Source organism: Staphylococcus sp. FSL W8-1268, assembly GCF_038003965.1.
Classification (GTDB): Bacteria; Bacillota; Bacilli; order Staphylococcales; family Staphylococcaceae; genus Staphylococcus; species Staphylococcus hominis.
In genome coordinates this window covers 646,909-673,872 of record NZ_JBBOQE010000001.1, presented here as the reverse complement: position 1 = coordinate 673,872, position 26,964 = coordinate 646,909, and the positions used below count along the sequence as shown (strand labels likewise).

Genomic DNA, 26,964 nt, shown 5'->3' with positions numbered 1-26,964 from the left:
TGTCACTCCTAGAATAAGAAATCGTCTATCGTTGTTTGATGTTTGAGTTCTTCTCGCTTAAATAATTTATGTTTACGTTTCATCTCAGCTAGTTCTTCTTTTGTCACATACTGCTTAAAATATTTATCTGCCATTCCACCTAAGTTGGTTAAGTAGAAAGTGCCATCGTCTCTAGGTAGCACTCTCAACAATTTCCAACCGTCACTTTCAAACAGGTCATAAGCGTTAGGTTGATTTTCGATAATTCCCATCGTTTCGCCTCCACTTCATCTCTTGTTCAATCACTTCACGTACATTTTCGTATTCGTCAAACATGACGATCTCATCTTTTTTTAGCAATCTATCAATAGCCCAACCCATTTCAAGAATAAGTTCTCGAATGAGTGGCTCATCTTTATATACTTCTCGATACATAACACCTAACGTTTGCTGCAACTCTGCAATAATCATTAATAAAACCTCTGTGTTTTTTTAAAGAATTGGAGTTCAACGACACCTGTTTCTCCATCTTTATTTTTAGCTACATTCAACTCAATATCTGATTTACCTGTATCATCATCTGCAAGTTCTCTATTGTAGTAATCATCTCTGTAAAGCATGAATATCATGTTAGCGTCTTGTTCAATGCCTCCAGCTTCTCTTAAATCACTCATCATAGGTCGTTTGTCTTGTCTACTCTCAACACCACGACTTAATTGTGATAGTGCGATAATTAGGCAACCTGTCTCTTTAGCAATGATTTTTAGGTCACGACTGATTTTTTCTACTTCAAGTCGTCTATCTTTTTGTGGTAAATCTGATTTCATAAGTTGAAGATAGTCAATGCAAATCACATGAGGTTTGTCACTTTGTCGCATTGCTATTTCTCTCACGTCTTGTGGTGTAATCTGTGCATGATCTTCAATTCTGAAATGACTGTGTTGTTTAATGCTATTGATTGCAGCCATCACCCTATCGACTTCATCATCACTTAGTCCGTCTGACTTTTTAATCTTATATAGTGGAACATTAGATATTGCCGAAGTTAAACGTTCAACAATGTTGTTTCCACCAGTTTCTAAACTGAAAAATGTTGTCGGATAACCTTCTTTTGCTAAGTTCCAAACAATATTAAGTGCAAGTGCTGTTTTACCTGTACTAGGACGACCAGCAAGCACGTTTAATTGCCCTTCTTCAAAGCCATGTATCTTTTCATCTAGTCGTTTAAAACTCGTCGTTATGAACGTCTTAGGCGTATCTGAGAGTATGTTCTCCATAACATTTGTTAGGAATGTATCGGTAGGGTTATCTTTTTCAATCGTCAACGTATCTAGTTCTTTTAATTGTTCAATAAGATACTTAAAGTTTTCTTTTGATGGTGAAGATTGAAAATTATTTGTTTCGTTTCTAGCTTGATTTAGAATATACTCATTCAAAATGTTCATCTGGTCTTGCATAAAGTAAGTTTTGTCAGTACCATTTGAGTTAAATAATTTAGTTAAAACTTGTGTAGGAATGAACTCTACATCTTCTCTACTTTTGTAATAAATTTCATTCACGTCTACCTTGCCTTTATCCAAGACGTGCTGAACAAACTTCTGTGCGTTTATATCAGTAAACATTTGAGGTTTAAGTTTCAACTTACTTAATAAGTTAGGGTTTCTCATTAAGTTTGAAACAATAGAGTGTTCGGTGCTTAATACATCAAGTTTCGTCATCCATAACACCCCACTCTTGTTTCATCTGCTGCCATTTCTTTTTACGTTCTTCATGACGTTTTTTATATTCAGGATCATGTTGTAATTTATAGGCTTTCGTTTCTTCAACAGGAATAGTATCGACAATTTTTGTGTTTGGTTTGTAACCTAAAATTTCAGATACAGTAGGTTTGAATTTCTTTTCTTTGATGTACTGTTTTGTTTTTAATAATGTTCGCTGATAATCACCATTTTTAGTCAGAAAATCTAACCAAATCTTGTACTTTTCATCATTGAATTTCATATCGTAGACATTGCCGACTAATTCAATGATGTCAAATGCTTCTGCTTTGGTCATCGGCATAGTGTCTAACCTCCAAATAACTCTTTTTTCTTCTTAGCTAGGAAATCATCTTCTTGTTGTTTAGGCTTAATTTTTCTTTCTGCATCTTCTTTAGTTTTTACGTTTTCTTTAGCCCAGTTTTTCAACACAGTAGTAAAGTAACCAACATGATTACCTTGTTCTTTTGTGTAATCAACAGCAACTTTCACTACTTCATCTGCATGTTCTCCTATTTCATCAATATCTTCTCCAATAAGTTCTAATTGAATAGGTGATAAGTTATTAGCTAAGTTATTTGTGATGTAATTAATTGATTTGGCGAAGATGTCGTTACTTCTATCTTCTTTCTTCTTATTCTTATATTCTTCTTCTTTTTCTTCTTCTTCTTCTGTATCGTTACGTAACGTTACGGTAACGTTATTTTCTAATTTATTTTGCTTTTGACGTTCTCTGTAACGTTGTTGGCGAAGTCTATTTTTCTCATTATGCTTACTTTTACTGTCTAAACTTTGATGCTTCTCCCAATTCTTAACTTTATATGCACCTTTGACTTCTTCTACCATTCCTAATTCTTCGAAAGTTCTCATTGCTAATCTGATTGAATTAAGTGGCCGATTAAATTCATTGGCTAACATCTCATTATTAAACGGTAGATTTTCAGATAACATGATGAAACCTTGTTCGTTATACTTACCAGCAAGAGTTAGCAACTTTACCCAAACAGTAATGATTGTGTCACGTTCAGGAAGTGCCTCAATGTACTTAATTTTGCTATCATCAAACATTCCAACTTTAAGTTTTATCCACGATACTTCACTCATTCGTCTTTACTCCTTTCAACATTTTATTTAAACGATCATCTACTTTTATCCAGCTATCCTGTAAGATATATTTCTTGTCAAAAGACTTAACGCCTATGTTGTGCTGTTCGGAGTGATGTTCTCTGCATAAGGCTAGAACTTCATAATCGTAATGCTGCATCTTCTTACGGTTAGCACCACGACCTATTGCGTAGTGATGTGCAAGGTCTGCTCCACTTTTGCCACATATTACACAGTTACGATTGACTGTCGCCCAGTAAAGTAACGACTTATCGCCTTTTAATAAATCACTTGTTTTGTAAGCGAGTATTATTCCGTTGGCGAATACCCAGTCGATTGTTACTTCGATAATCTGACTTGCCTGTGTACGTGTGCAATTACTAAGTGAAATGCGTTCATCATATCCGTAATACGTTCTTACATATTCGATAAACATATGTCGCATATAGTCCATTGGCATACCTGTATGGACTTCTATATCTTTGACGAGTGCGAATATCTTCTTACGCTGTTTGTTCGTTATTCTGAATGGATCAACTGGAATTACATCGACTTCTACATCAAACCCGTTATCAAGTAAGAGTGACGTTTTGTTGTCTAGTTCTACACCCTCAATGACAACGGTAGTTGTACCGTCATCTTGAGTGATGTAATTTTTAATAATTGGCATTTAATCACTGCCCTTAATGATTAAAGTTTCATCGTTTATATCTAAATCGCCTTTCACTCTTAGATAGTCGGCTAAACCTCTGCATGATTTACATGGTGTTTGATGACAAAAATTTCTTTTAGCACACTTTAATTGTATAAATGCATCTTGTTTTGCTAATCGTTCGTTAATTTCCAAATACATATTAGTAGCTGGACAATCAGAACATCTATTTTTTCTTAACTCTAATGGCTCACCTTCGTTAGAAAGATGCTCAAAAAAGTCTTTTTCTTTATAAGAAACTTCAACGTTAGTTAGTTGTGCCATTTAAATCACTCCTAGAACGGTAAATCATCATCATCTATATTTGCGTTGTTATCATTTGCAAACGGATTATTGCCTGCTGATGCTTGTCCTCGTTGTTGTTGTGATTGATTGTTTTGTTGATTACTGCCTTTGCTATCCATAAATTGAACATTGTCTGCTACTACTTCTGTTACGAACACTCGGCGTCCTTCTTGGTTTTCATAACTACGTGATTGAATACGTCCATCTACACCTGCTAATGAGCCTTTAGAAAGATAATTATTGACGTTCTCTGCTTGTCGTCTGAACACAACTACATTGATAAAGTCTGCTTCACGTTCACCTTGTGAGTTTGTGAAAGGTCTGTTTACTGCTAATGTGAAAGTTGCTACACTTACTCCATTTGGCGTTTGTCTGTATTCAGGATCTTTCGTTAATCTACCTACTAAAATTACTCTGTTTATCATTACTGATTACCTCCACTATACTTTTTGGCTGTTGCTAATATTTTTTGAATGATTTGTGTCGCTGCATCTTCCGTTAGGTTGTAGCCATTAACTTCGAATTTTCCTTCTACTTCTTTTTGTGAATTGGCTTTACCGTTTTCTTTCATCAAATCAGTAATATTGATTATTTGTTGTTTTAACGTTCCAATCGTTTGGCTACTAGCCATCTTTGGCGTATTGTTTTGTTTGTAATTTTGACGTTGGTTATTTTGGTTGCTTCGTTTACCACTTGCTTCATTACCGTCATCATCTTGGTCGCTAGTGATACCAAATACTGTGCTTAATGAGTAGCGTCTTGAATAAGTAATTGCTGAGCCTACACCTTGTGGCGTATTCTTTTCAGGCTTAACCATAAGCGGTGGATATTCCATGTACTCGCCACTTTCGTGGTGTAACATTGTTGCTACACCTACTTCGCCCTTTTCATTTGATACTGGATATTGTGTATAAGTTAAACCGAACTTAGTTGACGTTTTATCTATTGCTTCCGCTACATTTTCAAGTGGTACATATTTTGATTTGTAGAAGGGATTGTTTTTATCTTTGAATGGTTGTTTCACTTCTTTGTGAAAGCTATTTAAGGCTTTGTTGATTTCTGTGATACTTTCCGATCTATCCATCATGTTCAACCTCCTCATACTTATCCTGTTCTATGTGCGTATGTTTGATGGCTTTGTGTACCGTCATATCTATCGAACTTTTATCTACTCCGTTAAATTCTTTAGCATCTCTGAATTCAGTTGAGTATTTGATTGCTGGGAAGTTATGACTAGGCATGTTGGTTACATATAAGTCGTTATCTTTTCGCTTGATTATATAAGTGACTGTTTCTTTCACGTTCATGCACCTCCGTACATTCGACTATTGATTGTGCGTTTTTATTGGCACGAGTGTTTGCTGATTGGTACATTCTTGCCCAGTATCGGATATCTCTCATTAAGTCATCGATAATTTCATCTTTTGACGCTATACGTTTTTTAAGCGTTCTATTTTCGATAGCAAGCATTGAAAGTTCGATTGCGTTCTTCTCATCTATATTTAGTTCTTGCATGATCTATCCTCCCGTTGTATGATTGAGTTGAATTTTATTTAATTAGTGTTCGACTGTTACTCATTGGCGTGAGTATCAGTCTTTTTTTCGTAGTAACAAGTATCAAAGAATACATATGTCACTACTGCTGCAATTACTCCTACACCTAGTGCTTGTGCAATGAACACTCCACATAGTGTTAGAAAAGTGAATAATGCTAATGCCATTGTTCCAGCGATATAAATTGATTTATCTTCATTACTTACTTTTTGCTTTCTCACGTTCTTCCTCCTCAACTAACTCTTGTAATATTCCGAATTTATCAAAAAAATTGATGAATTTATCGAAGACTTCTTGTGTCATTTCATTTGTCGTCATCTTCAATCACTCCTTTCGTGTATAATTTAGTTATCTTTTGAAGAAAGGGGGATAACTATGAATTTTGATGATTTTCAAAGTTTCTTTGGTGAACTTAGTAATCAAGCCGAAAAAGAATTCGGTGGTGACAGTGACTTTCTTAGAGATAGAATAAATAAATTGAAAGAAGATGCTCCTGAAAACGTAACTTACGAAATTATTTATTCAATTGCTTTATACGAAAGTTTAAAAGCTCAACAAGATATGAAAATTCTGAATACAGTTAAATATCTTTTAGATCGTGATTAGCAATATCCATTAACTTTTTACTTTGAGTGTTATCAATTTTTGGATAAACAAAATTTCTAAGTTTAAATCTTGTGTTTTTCTCAATCTTTACGACCTTCCACGTCACAACTGCCATTGTGATGAGGAGGGTTGTTTTGTATAAAACGTTCATATTATGCCTCCTTTGGTTTTGTAGTGAATAAAGTGATTACTTTATCGTTATGTTTCTCAGCTACTGATTTTTGAGTTTCTGTTAGTTTTAAATAATTTAGTGGTAAATCTACTAATTCAATGTTGTTGATAAATTCCATCGCTGCGTCAAAATCAATATGTCTAATTGTTGTATATGTGATAGCGTCAAACTGTTCATTTATCTTTTTGTAAATACCAGTTTGTAAATGAATACGTTTTTTATGGAACAATTCATCAGAAACACCATTTCTAAAATAATGATTAGCTAACTCATAACCTCTTCTTGTAACTTGAGATTTAACTTTCTTAGCTTCGCCTAGTAATAATGTTTTAGTGTTCTCCAAATCATTTAATCTTTCGTTCGTTTGATTGTTGATTGCTTTTGCTTCATCTACCATATTTTCCATCTTGCTTTTCATATTGATAATTTCATCAAAGGCTTTTGCGATAAATTCACCTTGTTTATTAGTTTGTTCAATTTGCTTTTTAAAAAGTTCTAATTCATTATTTTCGTTGTTTTCGTTATCGTTAAAGTTAGACATCTATAACATCTCCTTGATTAATTTGTTTTTGTAATCTATTTGATATATCTTTTAAATCTTTAATAATTCTTTCGATTGGCTCTCTAGCATATTCGTTATCGACTATGTCTTTTCCATAAGCTAGGTAACATAAAGGAGAAACTTCTTTAATCAATTTCTCGCTGGCTCTTACTAAGTCATAAACTTCTTTTTGTGCTTTGATTTTCTGTTGTCCTTTAGTAAGTTGACCGTTCATCTTATTAATAGCTTCATTGAGTTGATCGTACTTAGCTGATTTTTCATCAGTTTCAGAACGTTCATTTTTCAACTTTTCAATATCTGATTTAAGTTGCTTGTTGTGATTAGATACTTCTTGCAGGTAATCTTGAAGTTGTTGGTTACTTTGCTTTAAATGGTTGTAATCTTCTGGCTCCATATACTTCTCAATCACTTCTGGTTCTCTACTTTCTGCATCTTCTAGTTGTTTCTTCGCAATTTCTTCTGAACGTTGTGCTTGTTCTACTTGAGATTGAAGTTGAGCGTTTTGTTCATCGCGTTGTTTGAGTTGTTTCTTTAATTCACGTAACTCTTTTTCTGTCATTTCATCAGGCGTTTTAATTTCACCTTTGGCTGTTGTGTGTTCTTTGGTACGTTCTTCTTCAGGTAAAGTCGCTATTTCATAAAGAACATTTACTCCTAAATGGTTCGTCAACGAACCATTTGAAAACTCATCGCTAACTTTAATGAATTTAGTAGCTTGACTTCTGTTCATATTTATAGACTTCAACCATTTAATCCATTCTCCATGTGCTAAGTCGTTTTCTTTAACGTGTTTCAATCTTCGACCAATCTCAAAAATAGATTGACCAGCGATGTTTTGATAACTTTTAATTTCAGTTTCAATAGTTGTTAGGTCGTTGCTAAGTTGTATTTCGTTCAATCTTTTACCTCCTTATTATCACTTAAAGTGATAATGATATTAAATTTTTTTGGCTTTTATATAATCAACTTCAGTTTTGAATAATTTAGCCAAAGCATATAACTGCAATCCTTTTAGTTCTGCTCCATCTTTTTCCCATCTAATTACCGATTGTTTAGTTACTCCCAGTTTGTCAGCAACATCTTGCTGAGTCATATTTGAGTTAGTACGCCAAACTTTTACCGGAAATTCTTTGAATTCATCTGGCATTTTCTTATCACCTCCTGTGTGCATAAACAACTATACTATCACTTTAAGTAATATGTCAACACTTTAAGTAATATTTTTTTATTAAAAGTGATATTTCTTGTTGTAAAGTAATATTACTTATGGTAAATTAGTATTACATTAAGTAATACTAAAGGAGAAAAAACATGGAATACAAAAGTGCTAGAAAAATTTTATCAGAGAATTTAGAACAACTTATGAAAGAGAAAAATGTTACTCAAATAGAATTATCCGAAGCAATAGGTGTAAGTCAATCAACTATTTCTAATTGGTTAAAAGAAATTAAATATCCAAGAATTTCTAAAGTTCAAGAATTAGCGGATTATTTTAATGTTCCTAAATCTCGCATCACAGAAGATAAAAGCGTTGAGCAAGATACTATTGCAGCGCATTTAGACGATGACTTCACAGAAGAAGAATTAGATAAAATTAGAGAATTTGCTGAATTAGTGCGTCAAGCACGCAAAAAGGACTGATTATGTGGGGAGATATGAAGATTTACTAATCCAAAATAATCATTTACATATTTGCGATACTTTCGAATTGCCGGGAATGTTTAAAGGTTTTTATGATAACGGAGTAATATTGATTGATAAAAATTTATCTGACGCTAAAAAACTAGAAATTTTGTCAGAAGAGCTAGCTCACCATGAAATCTCTTACGGTAATATACTTAATGAGCAAGATATTCAAAATAGAAAATATGAATTAAAAGCAAGAAGACTTGCTAATGAAAAAATCATAACTTTAAAAGGAATAATTGAAGCATTTTTGCAAGGCATACATAATTTATATGAACTTGCTAATTTTTTTGAAGTTACAGAAAGTTTTGTACTACAAAGTATTGAACATTATAAACAAAAGTATGGGTATTCCGCTCGCTATGGTAAATACGTTATTCAGTTTGAGCCACTACGAGTGTTTGAATATAAAAATATAGAATAAGGAATGGTAATATGCCTAAAAAGATTGGTTTTAAAAACGGTTATGCACTAGGACAAATTAAAAATAGATTAGACAAAGAAGGTAAAAAAGCCATCGAAGCACTAAGTGCAGAAGAACAAGAAAGACTAGCTCAATTACAAAGGAATAACGATCCAAATCTTAGTGAAGAAATAAATAAAGCTATTGGTATAGACAATGCTTACGATCAAAGATCAAAAAATGTACGAGTTAAAAGTTTTGAAAAACAAGGTATTAGTAATCCTACTGATGTTACATCTAACGCTTTTTATTATCAAACAAAAGCTAATAGTTTTGATGATATTTATAATTTAATTGGTGTTGGCACTCATTTTAGCCAAAAAGAACAAGCAAAGTTTCATCATTACAAAGATATGAAAACAAACACTTATGTGCAAATAGCGCAAAATGACGAAATTATTAAACAAAATAACAAAATACAAGAACAAAATGATGAAATTATTGAGTTATTGAAACAAATAGCTAATAAATAATTGGGTAGTCCGTCTACCCTTATTATTTTTTTACTTTTTTAAGGAGTGATGTATTATGAACGTAGCTATTTACGTTCGTGTCAGGTGAGTTCCTATGAGCAAGCAACGGAAGGTTATTCTATCCATGAGCAAGAACGGAAATTGAAAGCCTTTTGTGAAGTACAGAATTGGCACGATTTTAAAGTGTTTACTGACGCTGGTGTAAGTGGTGGCTCGATGAATAGACCAGCATTGAAACGTATTATGGATAACCTAGAGTATTATGATCTAGTGTTGGTTTATAAGTTGGATAGATTAACACGTAACGTTAAAGACTTACTTGAAATGCTAGAAATGTTTGAGAAGTATAATGTAGCGTTCAAGAGTGCTACTGAAGTATTTGATACCACAACTGCCATTGGTAAGTTGTTTATCACTATGGTAGGTGCTATGGCTGAGTGGGAACGTGCTACGATACGTGAACGTGCATTATTTGGTAGTCGTGCAGCAGTAAGAGAAGGTAACTATATTAGAGAAGCTCCCTTTTGCTATGACAATGTAGATGGAAAACTTGTACCTAATAAGCATAAGTGGGTAATTGATTATCTTGTTGAGCAATTTAAACATGGAGTATCGGGTAATGAAATTGCTAGACAGATGAATATAAAAAAAGTCAATGTACCTAAGATTAAAAAATGGAATAGGACTTCTATTATTAGATTGATGAAAAACCCAGTATTACGTGGTCATACCAAGTATGGAGATATGTATATTGAGAATACGCATGAGCCAGTATTATCAGAAAGTGATTATAAGCGAATTATAGACGTTATAGAGAACAAAACACATAGAAGTAAGGTAAAACATCATGCTATCTTTAGAGGCGTTCTAACATGTCCTCAATGCCATAATAAGCTACATCTATACGCTGGTAAGATAACGGATAAAAAAGGATATTCTTACGAAGTAAGACGCTATAAATGTGATACGTGTTCAAAAGATAAAAATGTTCAAACTATTTCGTTCAATGAAAGTGAAGTAGAAGATAAGTTTATAGAGTTACTCAAAACCTATGACATGAATAAGTTTAAGGTGGATATCGTAGAAGAAAGTACACCTAAACTAGATTACGATATAGATAAGATTATGAAACAGCGTGAGAAACTCACACGATCATGGTCATTAGGTTACATTGAAGATGATGAGTATTTTAGCTTAATGGACGAAACGAAAGAGATACTTGATGAGGTTGAATATGCTGGCACAGAAGTGGAAAGTACACAAACAGTTACGAATGAACAATTAAACATGATTGATGACATCTTGATTAAAGGTTGGAGTAAGTTGAATGTTAAGCAAAAAGAGGAGTTAATCTTGAGTACAGTTAAAGAAATTGCGTTTGATTTTGTTCCTAGAAAGGATAATGAGAACGGTAAGGTGAATACACTTAATATAAGGGAAATTACTTTTAAATTTTAATGGTAGTAGTGTTACAGGGTAGGTAGCACCGGTACCCCCCATAGTTGCAACGAACATTTGTGTACCAGGTGTAATAATTTTATCTGCATGTTCTCCTGCTTGAATCAAATTTAAGTTTGTTTCAAGATTTGCATAAGTAATTGCAGCGATTGCTGGTTCAACAATAGATGGACCATGTATACCTACAAACCAGAAGAATGCGAAAGCACCGAAGATAAGTGTGACACCAATCCAGCCATCTGCCGCAGTAAATAATGGTTCAAAGATTTTTAATACGGCGTTCGCTACATTTGTATGAATAAATGTTCTTGATAATAAATCTAATGCATAAATAATGATAATAACCGCTGACAACGGGAAGATATCTTTAAATACCTGAGAAATATTTGGTGGTACTTCTTTAGGCATTTTTATTGTAATATTTCTTTTAATAAAGAAATTATAAACAATTACGGTAATAAAGGCTGAAATAAAGGCTGTTAATAATCCTTTTGTGCCCATAAATGCACTTAAAAATCCACCCTCTTTAATAGGATCTGCTGCTAAGAATAAAAATCCACTCATCGCAGCCATCATTGTAGAAATAAAGTTAATTTGATTGGTTTTATCTAATTTCCTGTTGTAGGAATCGGTTAAAGACTTAGCTGTTGTTCCAGCTACAATCAAACCAACTATTCCCATGGTTTAGTTTGTACTTTTTATATGTATTTTTAACTGTTTATAAACGTTGATATATCAGTGTTTTATAGATATAACTTTATTATAGGTTGCTATTAATTTTTAAATAACGTATTCAAAACGTATTCAAATAAAAAGCGCCACTGTATAGTGACGTTTAGTTTAAGATGAAATATTTAACTTGTCCGCATGTTTACTGTTTCTTAAAAATATTTTCTCTATGCCACCTTAAATAATTTAAGTTCGGTTTAAATTCTACAGGTAATTTGATAAAATCATTTTCATACTTTTTTAATTCTCTATATAATTGCTTGTCTTTCTTTAATTCATCTGAAAATATAATTTTATATTCATCTGAAATTGCTATATAACCTTGATCGAATGCTTTATCTACCAATGAGGATAAACAGATACCATTTGAAGGATCGAGACGAATTTTTTCATTTTTACTCCAAGGAACTATATGAGAAGCTATTAAAAATGAAGTAGTTTCAATCCCTGTAATTGCACATTTATATTGATAATTTACTTTTACTTTTTGAGAAAAAACTCTTTGTGCAGTGCCTCTTACTTTAGTTGTTGCGTTTTTATCTTTTACTTCATAATTTCCATTATTAATTTTTTCAGCCAATTTCTTCTCAATTTCATTATCAATATTCACATTAGTATTTTCATCTTCAAAACTTTCATTTTGAACTTCTAATATTTTTTTATTAAAAGATAAAATTTCCAAAAAATCTTTCTTATTAATTAAATTCATTCCATATTGCAAAAAGAAATTTTGAAAAGTACCTTCTTTTTTCTTTTCAGTATGCCATTTCATATTTTGAACATCTCTTTGTAAAACTTTTTCTTTAAATTTTATTGATTTATCAATAATTCCTTTAACTTTTGCACCTTCGATTAACTCAATCTTTTTAATTTTTCCACACCCAAAAAAATAAAATTCATTTTTAATCTCTGATGCTCTTTGAGGACGTCTATATATAAAAAGATCACCTTCTTTTACCTTTCCATATTTATTAGTTTCCCATATATATGTTTCAAATTCTTTTTCTCCTTTATAATCACCATTTGTATCTAAAATAAAATAATTAGTTTCTGAATTATTTAATTCTTCTTGATAGATATCTTCAAAATCCTCAATACTATTACTGAATTCATTCATGATATTATTTCTCCCTTTAATTATGTATTTATATATTTTTTACCCTTTAATTTTATAAAAAAACGCCACTTAGTAAGTGACGTTTTCAACCAATAAGTTTTATGTATATTGTTCGCATGCTATTTGCTATATATTAGTTCAGAGTTAAAGTCTTTAATTTTAAAATATTACGCATAAATATAAAATACATTCATAATTGAAAATTTAATTTTTCTAGCATTTCAAAAAGGTTACAATAATTCACCCCAAAAGCTTTACATATCTCAGGAATCTTTGCTTCATTTAATTGATTATTTAATTGCATCTTATTTCTATCCATCTCAAAAGTCACTATAGTATAATTAAAAGTCATTGCTGTGGCAATTAACCATGGATCTGCTACATTTTGGTCAGACCATTTTTTTAGAGCAATCTCCTGATAGCAACTTTGACTTTGAATATAATTTAAAATTTTTTGATAATTTGCAACTATATCTTCCTTACTCTTTACATTTATAACATTATTGACATTAGAATTTTCAAACCACTTTTGTAGTTCATCTTTTTTAGACTGATTAGTTTGATGACAAATCTCATTTTTCACTTTATCAATCGTTTTAATTAAACCTTTCTTTGAAAAATTATTAATTTTTTTCCAAAAACTAGGCGTTAAAATAAAACTATAGTAATTTTTGGAGGGCGCAATTAAACAATTACTATCTATTAAAAATATATTATTAGTTTGATTTAAAGTAGAACTATCCATTTAATGCTTACCCTCCAATCTATTAATTACTTCATCAAATGTGCCTCTTTTTAATCCAGTTAATTTATAAATATCACTATATAAAGTGCTACCTTTTTCAACACCACTAGAAATAGCTAGAGTAAAATTATTGTCTAATTTTGCAATAGTATTATTTATATAATTACCACCTGACTTTCTTTTCTTAAGACTAATTTCATATGAATGTTTAGCTTCTTTTACAACTTTATTATAGATTTCTTTATCTATGAAGTCATTATCTAAAGCCTTTCGTGCTACTACTACATTACTTGATTGAAAATATTTAGATAAAGAATAAATTTTATCAACTAGTATTTTTTCAAGACCATTTTTCCATTTATCGTAAAATTTATCTGTTGGTATTAACAATTCAGCAGCTACTTTATTACAATAAGTTTCAATCTTATCATATTTATGTCTAAATTCATTATTATCATTAAAAATATTTTGTTTACCAAGAGCAATATGCACTAATTCATGCATTAATGAAAATTTCTTCCCATTTATACTATCTCTGTTATTTAAGAAAATAAGAGGAGCATAATCATCTATTAAACAAAAAGCTCTAAATTCATTTATATCTAATCTTCGTCTTGTATTATTTTTTACTATACCATTTTGCATAATTAAAATACCGTTATAACTTATTAAGTCTTTTAAATAATTAAATGAATCCTTTGCTTTTTTTTCAAGATACCATTCAATCGGTAAACCAAGTATTTCTCTAATTTTATTCGAAGAAACATTAAAGTCATCTTCTAAATTTATAGAATTGACTATAGAATTTTTTGCATATCCTTCCTCGATTAAAAATTCTCTCATCCATTCCTTTTTGGTTTCCATATCATAGATAGTATCAATCAATTCTCTAGAAGGCTCTCCATGTTCCTCAGAATCTATAGTTCTAAAATTTAAAAGTTCTATATCTTCTTTTGGAGGTGTATCAAGCAGCAAATAACCAAACGGTAAATTTAAATATGAGCTTAATTGTTCAAGTTGATTAAATGTAGGGGAACTTTCATTTTTCATCCAATTATCGATTTTTTTAAATTTCTCTTTAACTTGGTTGTAGTTTTTCCCTGAAACCTTAATCCCCCATTTCAAAACCTCACTATTAACCTCAATGTTAACTGACATACAAACACCTCCTATTTATACATACACTAATAATTATAATTATACTTTAAGAATTGTAAATACTTAAATTCAACTTTCTATTATTGTTTTTGGCATTAAATATTTTGATTTTAATTAAATAATTATTTACGTAAACACTTTCTTAGTACAAAAGATTTTGCCTAATATACAATACTAGCTTATTAATACTTACTTTTACTAGCTACTAGAAACAAATGTTTATCTACTAATTTTTAAAGGTATAATAAATTTTTAAATCCCTTTTATACCGCATTGCTAAATCGACAAGCTGGTTAATGCTGCAATCCTAAATTAGGACTACATCCTTGTATTAATATATGTCTAAATTGGGAATATGCTAATGTATCGAAGCGGTTACTATATTCACTTACCTAACGTCGCAAGTTGCGACATATGGGGTAGCGTTTCACAACCCCATGAATAAGGGGATAACGTTTCGTTCAGTCCCTACTTAGATCAACTAACAAAGGGCGTCGTGTTTTCCTACTCCCTTTTATACATGACTGAACGAATTGTTCATGCAGCTACCGTCACGAATGGTTACGGCAGTGTATAATAAAATGTATGTCTATTAAGTGAAGTAGATGTATGTTAAAATAACTCGTAGTTAACATTGCTTTCATTGAAACTTAGTCTTACTAGTCACGTACTAGTGAGACTTTTTCGCATACAAAAAGGGGCTTTACGCCCCTAAAGAGATATGCTATTTATGAAAGCTTTTAAAGTGTCGAGATTGCCTAAACATACAGTATTTTCGATGGAGAAGAAATACTTAGTGGAAAGGAAAGAGTCGCCAGTTAGACAATCTCAATTATCATTATTACACACTAATTTTTATTTAGCCACACTATTAAAATAAAAATCATTAACTTGTATGCATAAATGTAATAAATTAATAAAAATGTTTCACTCCTTACTTTTCATCTACACTCTCACTTAGTCCGTCATGAGCTAAGTTGAGAGTGCTTTTTTACGCAAAAAAAGAAGCTAACCAATTAAGGTTAGCCTCATTGTAGTTGAGATAGAGTTAAAACTCTATATGTACGTAAAGAAGTTAAAGGTCTTAAACCTCTTTTGCTATTATCTCATTATTTATATATTTGTCTACAATAAAATAAAAAGCTATGCCCAATGGACATAGCCAAGAAAAAATGACTCACATATAGAAAAATATAATATAGAAGTGCTTCATAAGGGAACAACTTCTAATATCATTATAGGCATTGAATTTATTCATTGTCTACAATTTTTACAGTATCTATAATTTTTTTTACATTCTCACTCCCCAAATTTGGGGAATGAAATTTATTACTAGGTCATTTATAAGCTGCGTACTCAAGTTGAATACGCAACTATCGTAATTATTTATCCTCTTTTTCTTTTCTTCTACTTAATTTATATATCAAATAAATAACTACAACTATAATCGAAAATAAGTCAAAAGACGATAAAAGTGATTTATTAAAAGATTGCTTTATCCAAAAGAAGCGGATTAGAAATAATAAAATTGATTGTATTATTAAAGCAAAGAAAATATTAATGACTGGTTTATCTTTAATGAAGTTATACACAATATAAGCTATACAAACAATAGTTATGATTAACATTAAAGCTTTTGCCATTGCTAATACTCCTTTTTAACTTTACATTAGCATATCATTGTATTATTTGTATTTTAATAGTTTCATTGCTCAAACTTAGATTGTGAGATTCACTGCGCACATTTGCGCTGTGAGATCGTACATCATAAACGTGTGCTGCGTAGCCATTTTGACTACGCAGAGTAGCCACAAATGGCTTTTCAGAATTAGATTTTTCTAACTTACTATTCCTCTTCTATTGAGCCGACATTTCGGCTGTATTCATCTAAATTTTAGAGAACGAATATTTTCGTTTTCTAATGCACTAACTTAGTGCGTCAGCTATTAAATTGATTAATAAGTCTATATTTAAATTTCTGATACGGTAACTTGGCGTATCAGCATTTCTTAGGTGGCCTTAATTTGAGGCGGCCTTTTTGTCTAATCAAACCACTTCCCTATTTTAAGGTACTGCTTACAGGTGGACTTTTAAATACGGTTGTAAGAGTAAAAATATACACTTTCAATATGTTCCCATTAGTTAAAAATTATGTTCTTCTTTACGTGTTAATCATCAAGTTATTATATAATAGTCTAGATTTTGATTTGTTTATTTGAGATACTATACCTGTTATTTAATGAATTTTACACTTATCCTTATAATAATATATGGAGGAAAATATGTTTAATGTAAAATATTATAGTTATTACAAACGAGCATTGAAGATTTTTATAATAGCAACTATTTTACTAGTTACAGTAACTATCCTTGCTTTCTTTTTTCATCCCACTGAAGAATTTATAAAACAATTAGGTAATCAATCACCAAAAAGAGTAAGTGAAACAACAGGATTAGAAAAAGTATGGGGATTTATAGTAAATAATGGCTTTAGTGTCCCATTACAAATGATTATTTTAGCTTTAATACCGATCCCTTTTTTATATACATTAAATTTAATAGTATCAATGATTATTCCAGGTATAATGCTAGGCTTTTTAATAAGCTTCGACACTCAAAAAGGAATAGCAGCTTTAATAGCTTATATTCCACACTACACTTTAGAAATCATGAGTCAATGCGTGCTTATTAGTTGTCTTTATATAATAAATAAAACGATAATACAAAAAATTATCAATCTATTTAGAAAAGAGAAAAAACAGACCTATTCTTTAAAAATGAATATCATATTTTTAGTAAAAATGTATTTATTCGTATCATTACCATTAGTGGTATTAGCTGCATTTACCGAAACATACATAGCTGATTTAATATTTAATGCGATAAATTCAATATAAATTGCTATTTTTCAACAATTATCTCCTTTAATTTTTGGCAGTATCTAATTTGTAGAATATCGACTTAATTAGCATAAGTTATGTTGGTATTCTTTTTTATTTGTCTTTTTACAATTAAAATATAAGATTTTATCAATTTACCAAAAAAAGACTGCACCCAAAGGATACAGTCAGTTTATTAAAGGATACTCAATTTTGAGTAGTAAGTTTAGTAGCTGCATTTATTATCTTATAAAAGGCTCTGAATGTAAATAGAAAACGCTTACTTTTTATAACTTAAAATTAATACTACTCAAATATGTATATCTCTCTTACTTCTTTTTCTTAAGAGATTTAAAGACTAGAGATAAAATTAAGAATATTAAAACAACAGTGAGAACTGACCCCATTTATATTCCCTCCTAGATATCTTTAAATTTGATACTAACAAACTAATTCCTTAATTAAAACTAAATACAAAATAAAGGGTACTGTAAAATACCAATACCTTAATTATTTATTAATAAAAATATGCTTATACTTTTTTGAGCAATAGATTTGGTTAATCAAAAAATTAATAAAAAGCACCTACTCAAAATTGAGTAAGTACTATTTCATAATCATTTTTTAATCTTCTTCAGGCACATCATCAATGAATATTGGTGTAGTGATTTCTATTTCTTGTTTTTCAGTCCACATACGATAACGTTTACCTAATAATTCTGTTGCTTTTATTCTGTCTTTGGCACTAGGTTGTATTGTTTGGATTTCTTGCATACCGTCGCCCACATATACCAATATTTCTTCTTTTTCTTCGCCTCTAAGCACTCGTGTTAAATAACGCATGATCTCATCAGTTTCTGCTATGCTTTCTTTTTGAATAATTTCTAAGTTGTCATCTATATATTTATTTATACTCACATTTTCCAACAATTTTATCGCATTACCTCTCGCATAACTTACACTATAACCCGCATTTACTGCCGACTGATAGGCGTTTCCGGTTCGAATGTACTCATCTGCGAATTGCTTTTGTTTTAGCGTTAGTGATTTCATTTTATCCCTCCTTATTTTCTAATTTATCTAATAAACCATTAAATAGTTGACGGATTCTTTCTCTACTTAAATTAAGTATCTTAGCAACTTCATTCATAGATTTCCCTTCACATAGTAAGAAAAATATATAGTATTCCCTTCTAGTTCCTACTGCATAAATGAGTTGATCTAATTCATTAAAAAACACTTGATTTCCAATATTTTCATTTAATTCAAATTGTTCTACTTCATCATTCAGTGAAAAGAAATCGTCTACATTGGTAGTTTCATCATATATAGTTTTACGATTTTCTTTTGAGTAATCACGTATAAACTGCTTAATAGCTTCTCTGTTGTATCTCATGCTTAAATACTTACTTTCTGTTTGTTTGAATGTTTTAGCTTGTATAAATCACGTTGTAGGCGTTCTATAAGGTCATAATCTATGACTGAGCCATTAGACTGCATATAATACATGATATCTTTTTGTTCACTTGGTGTATATTTCTTAATAATCTGTTTTAGTTGTTGCATATTTCTATTTGATTTCGTTTTGAAACGCTGCAATTTCTCTTTTTCATCAATTATACTAATCACTAACTTTTCTAAAGGATAAGAAATAGATACAACGCCATAAACATCATTTGTCGTCATATGTGACATATTTAAGTGATACATCATCTCTATTTGTGTAGTAATAGCTTTAATCTTAGTGTTAATAAACTTAGGATTATACTCTGTTAGTAAAGCATACTCAGATATTTTAGTTTCATGATAGGATAATGTGTGACTAATTCTTTTAAGGATCATATATGCACCTCACAGATAAAATAAGCCTACTAAAAAAGTAGGCTACATTGATTAAATATAAAATGGTTTGCGACTATTAACGCTACCCATAAACTCAGTTGGTTGAATATTGTTTTCTCTTGTTAATCTATCTATATAATGGCTTAAATTACGTTGATTAAGTAGATAACTATTGTTATGTTGTTCTAGTTTCTGTTCTGCTTGTTTTAGTTCTTCTTTGAGCTTGTTATAGTGTTTTAAATCATCATAGTAAATATCAATATATTCATCACTTAATTTATCGGCTTCTTCTTGCATACTGCTACAATTTTTAATAATAACCTGTTTCAGTGATTGCTTCATAACGCTTAAACGTTTTACTTTTGCTTTATACGTCGTTTCTTGCTTATCAATTTTAGTATATAGCTTATCAGCTTTTTCAACTTGGCCACTTACTACTAATTCTTGATAGTCTTTATTAAGTTGATCAATCTTTTCTTTTTCGTTATTTACTTCTTGCTCTAATGCTTGTATATCCTTTTGATAGCTTTCAATATTCTTTTTATGCACTTCAATTTGTTTTAATGTTTTCATGAATAGCCCTCCTATTTAAATAAATCAACATGCTTAGCAATTTCTTCTTGTCGTTGGTTAGCGTCTTTAATAGACATGATTTGTTGACGTTTCTCATGCTTTTCTAAACTGCTTAATTCTTTCTTTTGTTCTTGTGATTGTGCTTTTTCTTTAGCTTCTCGTTCACTGTAATTATATAATGCTAATCTTTGTGATTCTGATAGTTCTAATGCTTCACTTAATTTATTCATTTCATCATTGTTCATATTGTTTTAACCTCTTTTCGATTGGATTATTTTTTAGTATTCTTGTTATTGCTTTTAAATGGTTATAGGCTTGTTTTCTTTGTTTCAATGGCAAGCGATAAAGTGCTGCGTCAGTTAATATTTTGAGATTATAACTATCAATATTAAATTCATGACGATCTAACACATAAGATAAGAGTTCATCATTGTTCATCTGTTGAATTAAGTCAATGAATATCCCTATATCTGTATTTCGTTCTTCTTCGTGTTCTTTAATCAATCGCAGCTCTTTCTCTTGATTGAGTGTTAAGCCATAACCATTATTAATCTTTTTCTTTTGATGTCTTTTTCTTATTTCGTCTTTGTCCACTAAGTACGCATTAAATGACTTTTTGTTATGTTCTTCTTGCCTTTTCTCTCTTTCAGCTTGGACATAGTTATATAAATCAATTTTAAAGTGTCTCACAAGCTCATTATCACGCACCTTTGCATTTCTGATGTAATTCTTTATAAATATTTGTTCTTGCTTTGTATAGCTCTCTAAAACAGCGTATAAATGATATAGGTTTCTATTGCTTTTTCTGATGAATGCATTCAATTTCTTTTTTTCTTCAATGATGTACATAACTAGGCTTTCTAAATTTTGCGATTGATAGTAAACCATTTGAGTTACTGGATCACATACCATGTTTGGTGTATTACGTTCGTATAACGTTTCGATATAGTCCTCTATCATCTGCTTTTTTTCTTCAATAAATTTAGGATTGTAAACTGTGAATAATGTATCATCACTAATCATTTCGATTTCTTCGGCGTCTGTGTCTTGTTGATACGCTTGTTTTAGGCTTGCCATACTATGTGTTACTCCTTTCTGAGAAGCGGAACGGGTACAAAGCCCGTTACCACTTATGATTTAAAATCTTTTAATCTATAATCTGTACCATGCATTTTTATAATTTGTGTGTTTTTCATCAAACGACTAAATCTTTTTGCTTTATCGTCATTATTAGAAAGTTCTAATGCTTCACGATTAGTTGTTATGATGTTGCTTTTACCTGTTCTCATGTCTGTTAGTGAAAATAGTTTTTCATTGCCATAATCGTTTACTGTTGTTCCGTAATCATCTATTACAAGCAAATCTACATCTCTAATCATTTGATCTAATTCTTTTTCAGTCATTGCTACATTCTTGTTGTAGGTATTTCGATAAGCTTTCACTAATTCAGTAACATCTAAGAATAAAGCTGTATAGCCTTTCTTTTTGACTTCTCTTACAACCGACATAGCTAAATGACTTTTTCCTATACCATAACTCCCCTGTAAAAGTAGCGACTTTGGTTTATCTGGTTTAAAGTTAGCTGCATACTTTTGTAGAATCTGTTTAGCTTCTAATAAATTTTTATTAGTTGGTTTATAATTATCAAATTCAGCTTTTAACAAATCATCATTCATCATGGATTGCTTAAATACTTTTTCAATATTCAAGCGTTTTTGATTTGCTTTATGTTGGCTTCTGCTTTGTTTTCCTTTCTCAATGGATTCACACTCGCACCCGTTTCTGATTATTTGTATTGTACCGTCTGATTTTCTGAATTTATGATAACTATATATGTTTTTGCATTTATCACATTTAAGGTTATATTGTTCTTCAATCAATTCACTACGCATTTTGCTTTTTAAATCAATATCATTAATACTTTTCAAGTATCTTCCCTCCTAAAATAAATCTGCATATTGAGAGTTATCGAATGTTTTTGTAGATTCCGTTTTATTCTTACTTACTTCACGTTGTTTTCTACGCGCTTCTATATCATCAATAGACTTAATACCGTCTTGATACCAACTTTTAAGAATACTGTTAGCATAACTCCACTTACACACGTTATTTGTTGCTGCTTCTTTTAATGCTTCAATAACGATATTTTCATTACCGTTGAAATCATCTATCCATGCGTTAATTTGATCAATCACAAATGGTTGTAATATTCCAAATCCATTTTCTTGGTAAAAGTTGAATACATTACTATAAGAATGTGATGGTGGTTGTTGTTTAGTAGTGCTTGCACTACTACTACTTGTATTATTTAATCTTGTAATATTATTACTTGTAATATTCTCTTGGAAGTTTGCTTCTATAGGTGTATGCACTATATTTTCTACACCCCTATGGAAATTATCTTCTATAGGTATAGAAGTATGCGTCATGGGGTACATTTTTCTTTTCTTTACTTCCTTACCATTTAATTCAAGTTCTATTTTCAAATAATTTAACTTTTTTAAGTTATTTATACGTGTTGATATAGTTCTTTTAGATACTTCATACAACTTAGCAAAGTAATTATTGCTTGCTGAACAGTAACCATATTTATTACTTAATGCTGTTATTTCCGCATAAAGTATTTTCTCACTATCAGTTAATCGGTTATCATAACGGACACGTGCTGTTAATATTGCGTAATAACTCGGTTGTTCCAATCGTCTGCCCTCCTTTGCTGCTAATTTTTATCAATCTATAAAAATCCTCTTTCAAATAATTGTGTTCGTAGTGTTTTAAAACGTTTGTAACTGATCATCAAATCATTGCATGTCTGTGTAGCACTTGGGATAATATTGTCGCCTACATGAGCCATGTAATAGCAATACAATGCTTTGGCTTCTATACTTATATCTTTGCTAGACATAACACTTTGCGTAATTACACCATAACCTTTAGAACACTTGATTTTATTAGTCATAAAATGCTATCCTTTCAGTAGTTTATTATTTTTCTATATTGCATTTATTGGCGTTATCTGTTTCTGCTTTGGCGGGCGTGAACAGATGACGCTTTTTCTATTTCTAACTTCATTTCATATTCTTTTCTTTGTGCTTCTATTAATCTTTCATACATAAGTTCAATAGCTTTTTGTTTATTGTTATCTTTCAATAATTCAATAGCTTCTTCATATGCTTTAGCTTCAAATGAATATGAAGTATATAAAATCATATCTTTCACTTTGTTTACTTTTTTATGATCGTATTTCTTTTTAAATAATTTCATTGTTTTGTTCCTCCTATTGCTCCATATTGAAGCGATTTATTTTTTAGATACTTTCTACTTAAATTTTTTTTCTATTTCTGACCGTTTAGTTCAGCTGAACCTAACGGTTTATTTTGTTTGAGATTAGATAGTTGCTTTTCTCTAGCTCTTTCTTGAATACTCTCTATATGCTTTATAGAGATATGAGCGTTCTTCATCTCTCATATCAAATTTAAGTGCTGCAATCATACTCCCAAATATGAAAAATACTAACGCATAATGTAATTCAGAATACATATTTAGAAATATCGTAATTACACATATATAAACGAGTTCATTCAGAAATCTAATCAATTTAAACACCACCTTAAAATTGAATTAATACTATCGTTCAATCACAAATTATTAACATGCGGGACTTAGATAATTTATTTTTTCTGTGATAGTAAAAATTCTTCGACTTCTTTGAGATCATAATAATAACTGCGACCTTGCTTTCGTTTAGTTAGCCCTAAACGTTCCCACTCGGTAATATCACTATGTGTACATCTGTATAACTTTCTTAATTCTGTTTGCGTAACCCATCGTTTCTGTTGTTGTTCTATCTTTCGCTGCGCTATCTGTTCGGCCAATTTCAAAATACCGTTTGCTAATTCTAAAGAAGCGGATTCACTTAGAATAGATTGTTCACTCATTTAGAAACCTCCTTAAACTCAACATTACTCAACATTTGACTAAAAAAAATATCATCAATTGTTATATCTGGGAAATATGGTAATAGTAAATTCTTAAATATAACTTTTTCGCTATCTTTAAAAGGTATTAAACCATTTTCTTTTTTTGAATAAGCTTGCACAGAAATATCAAATTTTTTTGCCATTTCCTTTTGTGATTTTCCTATCATCTTTCTATAGCCAGCTATTTTATTAATCATAAACTCAACTCCTCTCAACTTTATAAATCTAATTTATCAAACTTAGAATTAAATTGCAATAACTAATACTCAATTTTTCTCAACTACAGGTTTAAATATTTATTTTGATATAGTATAATTTTTTTGGAGGTAATAATATGAGTGAAATCGATAAACTAAAGGTAGGACAACGGATTAAAAAAATTCGTATAGCTAACGGGAAAGATTTAAGTGATTTTGGAAAATTATTTAACGTAAGTAAAAGTAACGTTTCAAAATGGGAAAATGGTGCAAATTTACCTAACAAAAAAAGACTCAAACAAATAGCTGAGCTTGGAAATATTGGTGTAGATTATTTATTATATGGCGATCCTATTAATTTCTTGCAAAAACGTTTTTCTTTAAAAAGTGACAAATATGATTTATCAGGATTGAATAGTAAGGGAGAAACGTATTTATATCAACAAATATTCACTAAATACAATCTGTATATAACATTTAATTTAAGTGAATTTTCTACTGAGAGAGAACACGTATATGATTATAATGAGTTATTAGAATTTGCTACTAATAATTTAGATTTAATTATAAGCGAGTTAATGGAAAAAGCTAAAAGAATAATTAGCAGCTTCAAAAATTACAATTTCAAAACACTACAGACAATTTCACAAGGTAATGAAATATACAAAAAGTATTTAAATAATGAAAATATAACAGTAAGTGAGATAATAAACAATTATTATATATTTAGAGATTTTGAAATCGAAAAAAGGATTACAATTGAGGATAATAAATCAAATAATATACATTTTATTGCTCATGTTATAAATGAATTATTAAAGTTTAATGCTATATTGTCTAATGAAAATAGATTAACTGAAGATGAAAAAGCAGATTTTGAAAACTTTTTAGGAATAGTAAAAAACAGTTATCCTACTGACTATACATTTAAAAATACTGTATTAGAATCTTCTGAATTAAGTGATTATATTAATATTAATATACTTAAAGATATAGACACTTTAATAGAAAGATACTCACAAATCACTGATTAACTCTCTCACTTCTGCTTACGAGTTCATACATACTATTACCGCACCAATGAGTAACCATTCTCAAAGGTGTGTTCAATCCAATCAAACGCATGCGGGCAAGTAGAAAGGATTGATTTACAATGATTAAGAAATATAAAAAGAAAGACGGCTCAACGGCGTATATGTTTGTTGCATATCTCGGTGTTGATCCAATCACTCGTAAGCAGAAGCGGACAACAAGACGTGGCTTTAAAACTGAGAGAGAGGCCAAAATTGCAGAAGCTAAGCTGCAAACAGAAGTACAAGCTAACGGCTTCTTAAATACTGAAATAATGACGTTTAAGCAAATATATGAACTATGGTTAGAACAATATAGAAATACAGTAAAAGAAAGCACCTATCAGCAAGCAATGACAACGTTTAAAATGATGATACTTCCACACTTTAAGGATATGGCTATTAAAGATATTACCGTGCCACATTGTCAAAAGGTATTGAATGAATGGTATCGAACATATTCAGAAACGAAAAAGGGGCGTATATATGCGTCTACTATCTTTGAGTATGCTATTAGTTTAAAAATCATAACTGATAATCCATTTAATCACATAAAAGCACCACGTAAGAAAAGTAATCAAAAGCACGAAACAATGAAATACTATACAAGTGATGAATTGCAGCAGTTTTTAGAGCTTGTAAAAGATAATGTATTACATCATGCTTTATTTCGTACACTTGCCTTTACAGGTATCAGACGGGGCGAATTAATGGCTTTAACATGGAATGATATAGATTTTACTAATCAAACGTTAAGTGTGAATAAGACGCTTGCAGAGGGCTTAAATCATAGGCAGTTTATAGATACGCCTAAAACTCGTTCATCTATTAGAACGATCAGCGTTGATAGTAAAACATTAGAGGTATTAAAAGAGTGGCGTACTCAACAACGTGTGTTATCTCTTAAACACGGTCATAATACATCTAGCAAACATCAAGAAATATTCACGAATGTAGAAACGAATAAACGACTAAATAGAGTATATGCTAATGAAACTTTGAATTTGATATGTAAGAAGAATAATTTTAAAAGGATAACAGTACATGGCTTTAGACATACGCACTGTTCATTATTATTTGAAGCGGGCTTATCTGTTCAAGAGGTACAAGATAGATTAGGTCACGGGGATATACAAACGACTATGGGAATATATGCACATGTTACTGAAAAGCAGCGTGAGAAAGTGGCCGAAAAGTTCGCAAATTATGTTAGTTTTTAGTAATTACGTATTCAAAACGTATTCAATTCATATCATCAAGAGTTGTAAACCGCTTCATATCAACGTTTACGGCTCTTTTTTAGCTTAAACCAACAATACCCATGGTATAGTTATATGGTTTCATCAATATACCTTCCATCGTTTTACTCCAAGTAAAGCCAAACACGTTAGGTACATATGTGATTAAAATAAATATACTTGAGAACAAGATAATTGGAATTGCTGCAATAAATCCATCACGAATCGCTCTTAAATAAATATTACGAGATATTTTTTCAAAGAACGGCTTTCCTTTTTCTATCCATGCTATTAACTTATTCATAGGGGTCAGCTCCCTTTTTTGTATAATTCAATTAAATGCTTCATTAAATCTTTTAATAATAACGTTGTCATTAAATGGTCTTGACCGTGAATCATTGTAATACTAAATGCAATGTCATCACCTTGCGCTTCTTGAGCTAATAAGTTTGTTTGAGCTTTATGTGCATTTGCAATACATTCATTTGCTTCCTCCGTAAGTTGTTCAGCTTTATCAAAATCACCTTCATTAGCAGCGTTTAATGCTTCTAATAATTTTGAACGTGCATCTCCTGCATATGCGACAATTTCAAAACCAAGTAATTGTACTTCTTCTCTGTTCATA

The 26,964-nt window shown here is 30.6% G+C and carries 40 protein-coding genes and 3 pseudogenes; 8 read left to right on the top strand and 35 right to left on the bottom strand.

Annotated elements, in window-relative coordinates:
* Nucleotides 1–8 precede the first annotated feature (8 nt).
* Genes NST64_RS03320 through NST64_RS03265 form a run of 12 tightly spaced genes read right to left on the bottom strand, consistent with a single transcriptional unit; the run spans nucleotide 9 to nucleotide 5,612 of the window.
* Entirely contained in the window at nucleotides 9–251 is a 243-nt protein-coding gene (locus tag NST64_RS03320; protein ID WP_340731053.1) for a hypothetical protein, read from the bottom strand.
* A complete protein-coding gene (locus tag NST64_RS03315; RefSeq protein WP_340731052.1) occupies nucleotides 226–450 on the bottom strand; it encodes a hypothetical protein in 225 nt (74 codons plus the stop codon). The genes NST64_RS03320 and NST64_RS03315 overlap by 26 nt, the downstream gene beginning before the upstream one ends.
* Nucleotides 450–1,697 carry a DnaB helicase C-terminal domain-containing protein gene (locus tag NST64_RS03310; protein WP_340731051.1) on the bottom strand — a complete coding sequence of 416 codons (1,248 nt, stop codon included), beginning with the start codon at nucleotides 1,695–1,697 and terminating at the stop codon, nucleotides 450–452. The genes NST64_RS03315 and NST64_RS03310 overlap by 1 nt, the downstream gene beginning before the upstream one ends.
* A complete protein-coding gene (locus NST64_RS03305; protein ID WP_340731050.1) occupies nucleotides 1,684–2,040 on the bottom strand; it encodes a hypothetical protein in 357 nt (118 codons plus the stop codon). Before NST64_RS03305 ends, NST64_RS03310 begins: the two co-directional genes overlap by 14 nt.
* A 5-nt stretch (nucleotides 2,041–2,045) precedes the next feature.
* Complete coding sequence (locus NST64_RS03300) at nucleotides 2,046–2,840, bottom strand: phage replisome organizer N-terminal domain-containing protein (protein ID WP_340731049.1); 795 nt, start codon at nucleotides 2,838–2,840, stop codon at nucleotides 2,046–2,048.
* On the bottom strand, nucleotides 2,833–3,510 hold the full coding sequence (locus NST64_RS03295) for a putative HNHc nuclease (protein ID WP_340731048.1): 678 nt from the start codon (nucleotides 3,508–3,510) through the stop codon (nucleotides 2,833–2,835). Before NST64_RS03295 ends, NST64_RS03300 begins: the two co-directional genes overlap by 8 nt.
* Nucleotides 3,511–3,816, bottom strand: coding sequence for a hypothetical protein (locus NST64_RS03290; RefSeq protein ID WP_340731047.1), 306 nt, complete (start codon nucleotides 3,814–3,816; stop codon nucleotides 3,511–3,513).
* A gap of 11 nt (nucleotides 3,817–3,827) precedes the next feature.
* Nucleotides 3,828–4,262, bottom strand: a complete 435-nt coding sequence (locus NST64_RS03285) for a single-stranded DNA-binding protein (RefSeq protein WP_340731046.1) — start codon at nucleotides 4,260–4,262, stop codon at nucleotides 3,828–3,830.
* Nucleotides 4,262–4,924: an ERF family protein gene (locus NST64_RS03280; RefSeq protein ID WP_340731045.1), complete on the bottom strand. Its 663-nt coding sequence runs from the start codon at nucleotides 4,922–4,924 to the stop codon at nucleotides 4,262–4,264. The genes NST64_RS03285 and NST64_RS03280 overlap by 1 nt, the downstream gene beginning before the upstream one ends.
* Nucleotides 4,914–5,138 (bottom strand): DUF2483 family protein, encoded by a 225-nt coding sequence (locus NST64_RS03275; protein WP_340731044.1) that lies wholly within the window; start codon nucleotides 5,136–5,138, stop codon nucleotides 4,914–4,916. The genes NST64_RS03280 and NST64_RS03275 overlap by 11 nt, the downstream gene beginning before the upstream one ends.
* Nucleotides 5,098–5,352, bottom strand: a complete 255-nt coding sequence (locus tag NST64_RS03270; protein ID WP_340731043.1) for a hypothetical protein — start codon at nucleotides 5,350–5,352, stop codon at nucleotides 5,098–5,100. The genes NST64_RS03275 and NST64_RS03270 overlap by 41 nt, the downstream gene beginning before the upstream one ends.
* 56 nt (nucleotides 5,353–5,408) lie before the next feature.
* Nucleotides 5,409–5,612 carry a hypothetical protein gene (locus NST64_RS03265; RefSeq protein WP_340731042.1) on the bottom strand — a complete coding sequence of 68 codons (204 nt, stop codon included), beginning with the start codon at nucleotides 5,610–5,612 and terminating at the stop codon, nucleotides 5,409–5,411.
* Nucleotides 5,613–5,766: 154 nt separating this feature from the next.
* Here NST64_RS03265 and NST64_RS03260 point away from each other — a divergent pair, with 154 nt between their 5' ends.
* Nucleotides 5,767–5,997: a hypothetical protein gene (locus tag NST64_RS03260; RefSeq protein WP_340731041.1), complete on the top strand. Its 231-nt coding sequence runs from the start codon at nucleotides 5,767–5,769 to the stop codon at nucleotides 5,995–5,997.
* A gap of 67 nt (nucleotides 5,998–6,064) precedes the next feature.
* On the opposite strand, the pseudogene NST64_RS03255 reads toward NST64_RS03260, so the two are convergent.
* From NST64_RS03255 to NST64_RS03240, 4 genes and pseudogenes are all read right to left on the bottom strand, one after another.
* A pseudogene (locus tag NST64_RS03255) lies at nucleotides 6,065–6,148 on the bottom strand (hypothetical protein); the annotation flags it as partial.
* Nucleotide 6,149: 1 nt separating this feature from the next.
* A complete protein-coding gene (locus NST64_RS03250) occupies nucleotides 6,150–6,710 on the bottom strand; it encodes an ORF6C domain-containing protein (RefSeq protein ID WP_340731040.1) in 561 nt (186 codons plus the stop codon).
* Entirely contained in the window at nucleotides 6,703–7,629 is a 927-nt protein-coding gene (locus tag NST64_RS03245) for a DUF3102 domain-containing protein (RefSeq protein WP_340731039.1), read from the bottom strand. Before NST64_RS03245 ends, NST64_RS03250 begins: the two co-directional genes overlap by 8 nt.
* 39 nt (nucleotides 7,630–7,668) lie before the next feature.
* Nucleotides 7,669–7,878, bottom strand: a complete 210-nt coding sequence (locus NST64_RS03240; protein WP_271436819.1) for a helix-turn-helix transcriptional regulator — start codon at nucleotides 7,876–7,878, stop codon at nucleotides 7,669–7,671.
* Between the two features lie 164 nt (nucleotides 7,879–8,042).
* Between NST64_RS03240 and NST64_RS03235 the strand changes: the two genes are divergently transcribed.
* Genes NST64_RS03235 through NST64_RS03220 form a run of 4 tightly spaced genes read left to right on the top strand, consistent with a single transcriptional unit; the run spans nucleotide 8,043 to nucleotide 10,811 of the window.
* Entirely contained in the window at nucleotides 8,043–8,372 is a 330-nt protein-coding gene (locus NST64_RS03235) for a helix-turn-helix domain-containing protein (protein ID WP_340731038.1), read from the top strand.
* A gap of 4 nt (nucleotides 8,373–8,376) precedes the next feature.
* A complete protein-coding gene (locus tag NST64_RS03230; protein WP_271436821.1) occupies nucleotides 8,377–8,841 on the top strand; it encodes an ImmA/IrrE family metallo-endopeptidase in 465 nt (154 codons plus the stop codon).
* Between the two features lie 11 nt (nucleotides 8,842–8,852).
* Entirely contained in the window at nucleotides 8,853–9,353 is a 501-nt protein-coding gene (locus NST64_RS03225; RefSeq protein ID WP_271436822.1) for a hypothetical protein, read from the top strand.
* A gap of 48 nt (nucleotides 9,354–9,401) precedes the next feature.
* Entirely contained in the window at nucleotides 9,402–10,811 is a 1,410-nt protein-coding gene (locus NST64_RS03220; RefSeq protein ID WP_340731037.1) for a recombinase family protein, read from the top strand.
* 3 nt (nucleotides 10,812–10,814) lie between these two features.
* Here the strand turns inward: NST64_RS03220 and NST64_RS03215 are convergent.
* The 5 genes and pseudogenes from NST64_RS03215 to NST64_RS03195 all read right to left on the bottom strand — a co-directional run.
* Nucleotides 10,815–11,495 (bottom strand): annotated as a pseudogene (locus tag NST64_RS03215) (PTS transporter subunit EIIC); the annotation flags it as partial.
* A gap of 187 nt (nucleotides 11,496–11,682) precedes the next feature.
* Nucleotides 11,683–12,657, bottom strand: coding sequence for an HNH endonuclease (locus NST64_RS03210; RefSeq protein WP_107632425.1), 975 nt, complete (start codon nucleotides 12,655–12,657; stop codon nucleotides 11,683–11,685).
* A gap of 190 nt (nucleotides 12,658–12,847) precedes the next feature.
* Nucleotides 12,848–13,402, bottom strand: a complete 555-nt coding sequence (locus NST64_RS03205) for a DUF4411 family protein (RefSeq protein ID WP_107632424.1) — start codon at nucleotides 13,400–13,402, stop codon at nucleotides 12,848–12,850.
* On the bottom strand, nucleotides 13,403–14,560 hold the full coding sequence (locus tag NST64_RS03200; protein WP_340731036.1) for an ImmA/IrrE family metallo-endopeptidase: 1,158 nt from the start codon (nucleotides 14,558–14,560) through the stop codon (nucleotides 13,403–13,405).
* 1,382 nt (nucleotides 14,561–15,942) lie between these two features.
* A complete protein-coding gene (locus NST64_RS03195) occupies nucleotides 15,943–16,203 on the bottom strand; it encodes a hypothetical protein (protein ID WP_107632226.1) in 261 nt (86 codons plus the stop codon).
* Nucleotides 16,204–16,842: 639 nt separating this feature from the next.
* Between NST64_RS03195 and NST64_RS03190 the strand changes: the two genes are divergently transcribed.
* Nucleotides 16,843–17,457: a stage II sporulation protein M gene (locus NST64_RS03190; protein ID WP_107632224.1), complete on the top strand. Its 615-nt coding sequence runs from the start codon at nucleotides 16,843–16,845 to the stop codon at nucleotides 17,455–17,457.
* A 606-nt stretch (nucleotides 17,458–18,063) separates the two neighbouring features.
* Here the strand turns inward: NST64_RS03190 and NST64_RS03185 are convergent.
* The 12 genes from NST64_RS03185 to NST64_RS03130 all read right to left on the bottom strand — a co-directional run bounded on the left by NST64_RS03185 (nucleotide 18,064) and on the right by NST64_RS03130 (nucleotide 24,031).
* Nucleotides 18,064–18,492 carry a terminase small subunit gene (locus NST64_RS03185; RefSeq protein WP_340731035.1) on the bottom strand — a complete coding sequence of 143 codons (429 nt, stop codon included), beginning with the start codon at nucleotides 18,490–18,492 and terminating at the stop codon, nucleotides 18,064–18,066.
* Nucleotide 18,493: 1 nt separating this feature from the next.
* Nucleotides 18,494–18,835 carry a sigma factor-like helix-turn-helix DNA-binding protein gene (locus NST64_RS03180; protein ID WP_107632222.1) on the bottom strand — a complete coding sequence of 114 codons (342 nt, stop codon included), beginning with the start codon at nucleotides 18,833–18,835 and terminating at the stop codon, nucleotides 18,494–18,496.
* A gap of 2 nt (nucleotides 18,836–18,837) precedes the next feature.
* Complete coding sequence (locus tag NST64_RS03175) at nucleotides 18,838–19,281, bottom strand: pathogenicity island protein (RefSeq protein WP_065581158.1); 444 nt, start codon at nucleotides 19,279–19,281, stop codon at nucleotides 18,838–18,840.
* 51 nt (nucleotides 19,282–19,332) lie between these two features.
* On the bottom strand, nucleotides 19,333–19,854 hold the full coding sequence (locus NST64_RS03170) for a hypothetical protein (RefSeq protein ID WP_107632221.1): 522 nt from the start codon (nucleotides 19,852–19,854) through the stop codon (nucleotides 19,333–19,335).
* Between the two features lie 11 nt (nucleotides 19,855–19,865).
* Nucleotides 19,866–20,099, bottom strand: coding sequence for a hypothetical protein (locus tag NST64_RS03165; RefSeq protein WP_103288065.1), 234 nt, complete (start codon nucleotides 20,097–20,099; stop codon nucleotides 19,866–19,868).
* Nucleotides 20,089–20,931, bottom strand: coding sequence for a pathogenicity island protein (locus tag NST64_RS03160; RefSeq protein ID WP_107632220.1), 843 nt, complete (start codon nucleotides 20,929–20,931; stop codon nucleotides 20,089–20,091). Before NST64_RS03160 ends, NST64_RS03165 begins: the two co-directional genes overlap by 11 nt.
* A gap of 53 nt (nucleotides 20,932–20,984) precedes the next feature.
* Nucleotides 20,985–21,782 (bottom strand): AFG1/ZapE family ATPase, encoded by a 798-nt coding sequence (gene zapE, locus NST64_RS03155; protein ID WP_048762055.1) that lies wholly within the window; start codon nucleotides 21,780–21,782, stop codon nucleotides 20,985–20,987.
* A 12-nt stretch (nucleotides 21,783–21,794) separates the two neighbouring features.
* Nucleotides 21,795–22,553, bottom strand: a complete 759-nt coding sequence (locus tag NST64_RS03150) for a DnaD domain protein (protein ID WP_340731033.1) — start codon at nucleotides 22,551–22,553, stop codon at nucleotides 21,795–21,797.
* A gap of 35 nt (nucleotides 22,554–22,588) precedes the next feature.
* Nucleotides 22,589–22,813 (bottom strand): hypothetical protein, encoded by a 225-nt coding sequence (locus tag NST64_RS03145; RefSeq protein WP_048762058.1) that lies wholly within the window; start codon nucleotides 22,811–22,813, stop codon nucleotides 22,589–22,591.
* 53 nt (nucleotides 22,814–22,866) lie between these two features.
* The gene (locus NST64_RS03140) at nucleotides 22,867–23,118 is read right to left on the bottom strand and encodes a hypothetical protein (protein WP_107632218.1); all 252 of its coding nucleotides are present in this window, start codon (nucleotides 23,116–23,118) and stop codon (nucleotides 22,867–22,869) included.
* Nucleotides 23,119–23,525: 407 nt separating this feature from the next.
* Nucleotides 23,526–23,792 carry a hypothetical protein gene (locus NST64_RS03135; protein WP_107632216.1) on the bottom strand — a complete coding sequence of 89 codons (267 nt, stop codon included), beginning with the start codon at nucleotides 23,790–23,792 and terminating at the stop codon, nucleotides 23,526–23,528.
* Entirely contained in the window at nucleotides 23,789–24,031 is a 243-nt protein-coding gene (locus NST64_RS03130; protein WP_093514894.1) for a helix-turn-helix transcriptional regulator, read from the bottom strand. The genes NST64_RS03135 and NST64_RS03130 overlap by 4 nt, the downstream gene beginning before the upstream one ends.
* A gap of 137 nt (nucleotides 24,032–24,168) precedes the next feature.
* Between NST64_RS03130 and NST64_RS03125 the strand changes: the two genes are divergently transcribed.
* Together NST64_RS03125 and NST64_RS03120 are read left to right on the top strand one after the other, a co-directional pair.
* Nucleotides 24,169–25,065, top strand: a complete 897-nt coding sequence (locus NST64_RS03125) for a helix-turn-helix domain-containing protein (RefSeq protein WP_107632215.1) — start codon at nucleotides 24,169–24,171, stop codon at nucleotides 25,063–25,065.
* Nucleotides 25,066–25,184: 119 nt separating this feature from the next.
* Nucleotides 25,185–26,321: a site-specific integrase gene (locus NST64_RS03120; protein ID WP_100442509.1), complete on the top strand. Its 1,137-nt coding sequence runs from the start codon at nucleotides 25,185–25,187 to the stop codon at nucleotides 26,319–26,321.
* A 91-nt stretch (nucleotides 26,322–26,412) separates the two neighbouring features.
* On the opposite strand, the pseudogene NST64_RS03115 reads toward NST64_RS03120, so the two are convergent.
* A pseudogene (locus NST64_RS03115) lies at nucleotides 26,413–26,643 on the bottom strand (PTS transporter subunit EIIC); the annotation flags it as partial.
* A gap of 5 nt (nucleotides 26,644–26,648) precedes the next feature.
* Complete coding sequence (locus NST64_RS03110) at nucleotides 26,649–26,963, bottom strand: PTS lactose/cellobiose transporter subunit IIA (RefSeq protein ID WP_002448512.1); 315 nt, start codon at nucleotides 26,961–26,963, stop codon at nucleotides 26,649–26,651.
* Between the last annotated feature and the right edge of the window lies 1 nt (nucleotide 26,964).